The organism is Rhodosalinus sp. (assembly GCF_041685465.1).
GTDB lineage: Bacteria > Pseudomonadota > Alphaproteobacteria > Rhodobacterales > Rhodobacteraceae > Rhodosalinus.
This window is the reverse complement of sequence record NZ_JAWLFS010000259.1, coordinates 1-3,923: the sequence shown is the minus strand read 5'-3', so window position 1 is coordinate 3,923 and position 3,923 is coordinate 1. Positions and strand designations below refer to the sequence as shown.

5 protein-coding genes are annotated in these 3,923 nt (G+C 71.9%); 1 reads left to right on the top strand and 4 read right to left on the bottom strand.

Annotated features, from left to right (window positions below):
* The 4 genes from ACESL7_RS13905 to ACESL7_RS13890 form a co-directional block, all read right to left on the bottom strand.
* Positions 1–228, bottom strand: a 228-nt coding sequence (locus ACESL7_RS13905) for a tetraacyldisaccharide 4'-kinase (protein ID WP_372893904.1), incomplete at its 3' end; no start/stop codon positions are given.
* 19 nt (positions 229–247) lie between these two features.
* A complete protein-coding gene (locus tag ACESL7_RS13900; RefSeq protein WP_372893905.1) occupies positions 248–1,447 on the bottom strand; it encodes a 3-deoxy-D-manno-octulosonic acid transferase in 1,200 nt (399 codons plus the stop codon).
* A gap of 17 nt (positions 1,448–1,464) precedes the next feature.
* Positions 1,465–1,710 carry a DUF4170 domain-containing protein gene (locus ACESL7_RS13895; protein WP_372893903.1) on the bottom strand — a complete coding sequence of 82 codons (246 nt, stop codon included), beginning with the start codon at positions 1,708–1,710 and terminating at the stop codon, positions 1,465–1,467.
* Between the two features lie 287 nt (positions 1,711–1,997).
* Positions 1,998–2,684, bottom strand: a complete 687-nt coding sequence (locus ACESL7_RS13890) for a response regulator transcription factor (protein WP_372893902.1) — start codon at positions 2,682–2,684, stop codon at positions 1,998–2,000.
* Between the two features lie 154 nt (positions 2,685–2,838).
* On the opposite strand from ACESL7_RS13890, the gene ribA reads away from it, so the two are divergent.
* Positions 2,839–3,923: GTP cyclohydrolase II (gene ribA / locus ACESL7_RS13885; RefSeq protein ID WP_372893901.1), on the top strand; the 1,085-nt coding region annotated here is incomplete at its 3' end.

The following is a 3,923-nucleotide window of genomic DNA, read 5'->3' as shown; positions in this document are numbered from 1 at the left end:
GCCCCGCTCATCGAGGCGCTGGACAAGCGCGATCACCGCCGGCGTCTTGCCCGTGCCGCCGGCGTTCAGGTTGCCGACGCAGATCACCGGCGGGCCGGGGGAGAGACCCGGCCCCCGCGCCACGCGCCGCGCCGTCGCGCGCGCGGTCAGCCAGCCGAGCGGCGCGAGCGCGCGCGCGCGCCAGTCCGGGCGCGCCGGGTCGGTGAACCAGAAGGCCGGCGCACGCATCAGCCTCCGCCCCGCCTGCTCATGCCGCGCGCCCGAGGTCGAGCGTGTCGAGCACGAGATCGGTGATCCGGTCGGTGACCTCGGCGCCGGCCGAGACGATGGCCCAGCCCGCTTGCGCCATCGCGGCGGCGCGGTCGGGGGCGATCATCTGCGTCAGCGCCGCCGACAGGCTCGTGGCATCGGTGACGCGCCGCGCGGCCCCCGCGGCGACGAGCCGGGCGTAATCGTCGAGATGGTCGGTGGCCTCCGGCCCGTAGATGACCGCCGAGCCGAGCGCCGCCGCCTCGTAGGGATCGCGCCCGCCGTGGCCTGCCTCCAGCGAACTCGCCATGAAGGTGACCGGCGCGAGTCGGTACCACAGACCCGTCTCGCCGCGCGTGTCGGCGAGATAGACCTGCGTCGTGTCGTCCGGCCGCGCGCCCTCCGAGCGCCGCGCCGCGGCAAGCTTCGCGGCGCCGAGCGCCTGCGCGGCGGCATCGCCATCCTCTGGCCGTTCGGGCACGAGAATGAGGAGCAGCCGGTGGGACAGCCGCATCGCGGCGCGATGTGCCTGCAGAACCGCGGAGACTTCGCCGGGCTGCGTCATCGCGGCGAGCCAGACGGGCCGCCCCCGAAGACCGTCGGCGAGGCGCTGCAGTTCGGCCTCGTCGCAGGGCAGGGGGCTGCTGCCCTCCTCGAGCGGGCCGGTGACGGAGATCGTCTCGGGCGTCATGCCGCCGCGGCGCAGACGCCGCGCCGCCGCCTCGTCCCGGGCGAGCGCCGCGTCGAAGCGGTGCAGGCGCCGGTTGCGCAGGGCCGGCATCCATGCCGGGCCGCCGCGCTCCAGATCGGCCTCCGCCGCGTCGACGAGGAAAAGCGGCACGCCCGCCTGAGCGGCTGCCGCCATCAGCGCGCCGCGCATCGTGCCCCCGCTCCAGAGGCAGCAGTCGGGTCTCCAGTGCCGGACGAAGCGCTGCGCCGCCGCGGGCGAGTCGCCGGGCAGTTCCTGCCAGACGGCCCGGCCGCGCAGGCGTGGTGGCGGCGACACCCCGGGCCCCCCGGTGTAGAGCACCGAGAGTTCCGGGCGCAGTTCGCAAAGACGTTGGCCGAGGCGCCGGAACGGGGCGCGTCGTGCAGCGCCGGTCACGTGAAGCCAGACAAGCTCGCCCTCCGGGCGTGGGGGCGGTGGCGGAGGCGGGTCCGCGCGCCCCGCGCCGTGCCATCGCCCGAGGCGCGGCAGGAACGCGCCCGCGCGCGTCAGCCGTCCAGCTCCTCGGTGGGGGAGGCCGGCGTCTCCTCGTCGCGCAGGCGGTGCAGATGCGCGATGAAATAGCGCATGTGCGCGTTGTCCACCGTGCGCTGTGCGGCGGCCTTCCAGGCGTCGTAGGCACTCTTGTAGTCGGGGAAGATGCCGACGATCTCGATGTCGTCCACGTCGCGGAACTTCGTCCCGCCCGGGTCGTCCAGTTCCCCGCCGAAAACGAGGTGCAGCCGCTGTGCCATGGGTGCGCTCCGTGCCGTGGTTCGCGCGCGGAGCCTAGTGGCCCGCGCCGTCGATGCAAGAGCGCCCGCGCGTGCCCCGGGGTTCCGGGTCGGGCACCCCGCCGGCGCGACAGGTGCACGAGACGGCGCACAAGAAAAAAGGCCGGGCGAGACGCCCGGCCAGGTCCAACAGGGAGGTGCATGTCATGACCCGGACATGCGCGGGTACCGATGAGTCCGTGTCTAGCTCGCGCCGCGCCCTGACACTTTGATCTGGCGCAAGGTCGCGCGTTTTTCGCGCGCCGATCTCAACCCGCGAGGCGGTAGCCCCCGGAGTCCGTCACCAGAAGCCGTGCGTTCGACGGGTCGGGCTCGATCTTCTGGCGCAGGCGGTAGATATGCGTCTCGAGGGTGTGCGTGGTCACACCCGCGTTGTAGCCCCAGACCTCGTGCAGCAGAACGTCGCGGGGCACGACGCCCTCCGTCGAGCGGTAGAGGAACTTGAGGATGTTCGTCTCCTTCTCGGTGAGCCGGATCTTCCGGTCATCCTCCGTCACCAGCATCTTCATCGCGGGCTTGAAGGTGTAGGGTCCGAGGGCGAAGACCGCGTCCTCGGATTGTTCGTGCTGACGCAGTTGCGCGCGGATGCGGGCAAGGAGCACCGGAAACTTGAAGGGCTTGGTGACGTAGTCGTTCGCGCCCGCGTCGAGGCCGAGGATCGTGTCCGCGTCGCTGTCCTGGCCGGTGAGCATCAGGATCGGGCATTTCACGCCCTGCTTGCGCATCAGCCTGCACAGTTCGCGCCCGTCCGTGTCCGGCAGGCCGACGTCGAGAATGACGAGATCGTGGATCTGGTTCTTCGTGCGCTCCATCGCGCGGGCGCCGGTGTCCGCCTCGAAGACCTCGAAATCCTCGGTCATCACGAGCTGCTCCGAGAGCGCCTCGCGCAGGTCGTCGTCGTCGTCCACGAGCAGGATGTTCCTGATCTGCGCCATGCCGTTCCCTCCTGTTTGAGAAGGGAAATGCGGGGTCGGTCCCGGTCTGGCAAGATTTGCTGCAGTCCTTTCACGGCCATGTGTTGCAGGATGCGGAATTGTTTCACGCGGGGCGGGCCTTACATCGTGACGCGCAGGTGTCTAAAGGAGCGCCATGAGCTTCGCCCCCGATCTGACCGAGCTTCTGGCCCGCGCGCGCGCCGATCTGCGCATGGGCGTCGGCGTCGTGCTGACCGGCGCGGGCGCGAGCGTGCTTGTCATGGCGGCCGAAACGCTGGGCTCGGCCCGGCTGGAGGCGGCGCGCGCCACCGGTGGCGAGACGGTGCTGACGATCACCGCCCGCCGCGCCGCGACGCTCAAGGCGCGCGTCTACGACGGGGACCTTGCGCGCGTGGCGCTGCCCGCGGATGCGGACCTGCGTTGGGTCGTCGCGGTCGCCGACCCTGCGGACGACCTGACCCACCCGATGAAGGGGCCGCTCCGGAGCCTGCGCAGCGGCGACGCGGCGCTCCACCGCACGGCGCTCCTTCTGGTGAAATCCGCGCATCTTCTGCCTGCGGCCGTGGTGACGCAGATCGACGACGGCCCGGCCTTCGCGCGCGAGCATCGGCTGACGCTTCTGCCCGCGGCGCTCGCCGAGCCGCGCCTCGGCGAAGTCGGCCCGCTCGCGCCGGTGGCGCAGGCGCGCGTGCCGGTGGAGGCTGCGGGCGCCGGGCGGCTGCATGTCTTCCGCCCCGGCGACGGCAGCGAGGAGCATTATGCCTTCGAGGTGGGCCAGCCGCGGCGCGACGCGCCGGTGCTGGCGCGGCTGCACTCGGCGTGCTTCACCGGCGACGTGCTCGGCAGCCTCAAGTGCGACTGCGGCCCGCAGCTGCGCGGTGCGCTGGCGCAGATGGGGGCGGAGGGCGCGGGCGTCCTGCTCTACCTCAACCAGGAGGGGCGGGGCATCGGGCTCGCGAACAAGATGCGCGCCTATTCCCTGCAGGATCAGGGCTTCGACACGGTGGAGGCGAATCATCGCCTCGGATTCGAGGATGACGAGCGCGATTTCCGCATCGGCTCCGACATCCTGCGCCGCATGGGGTTCTCCGAGGTGCGGCTGATGACGAACAACCCCGCCAAGCTCGACATGATGGCGGAGCAGGGCCTGCGTGTCGTCGAGCGGGTGCCGCTCGCCGTCGGGCGCACGGCGGAGAACACCGCCTATCTCGCCACCAAGGCGGCGAAGTCCGGGCACCT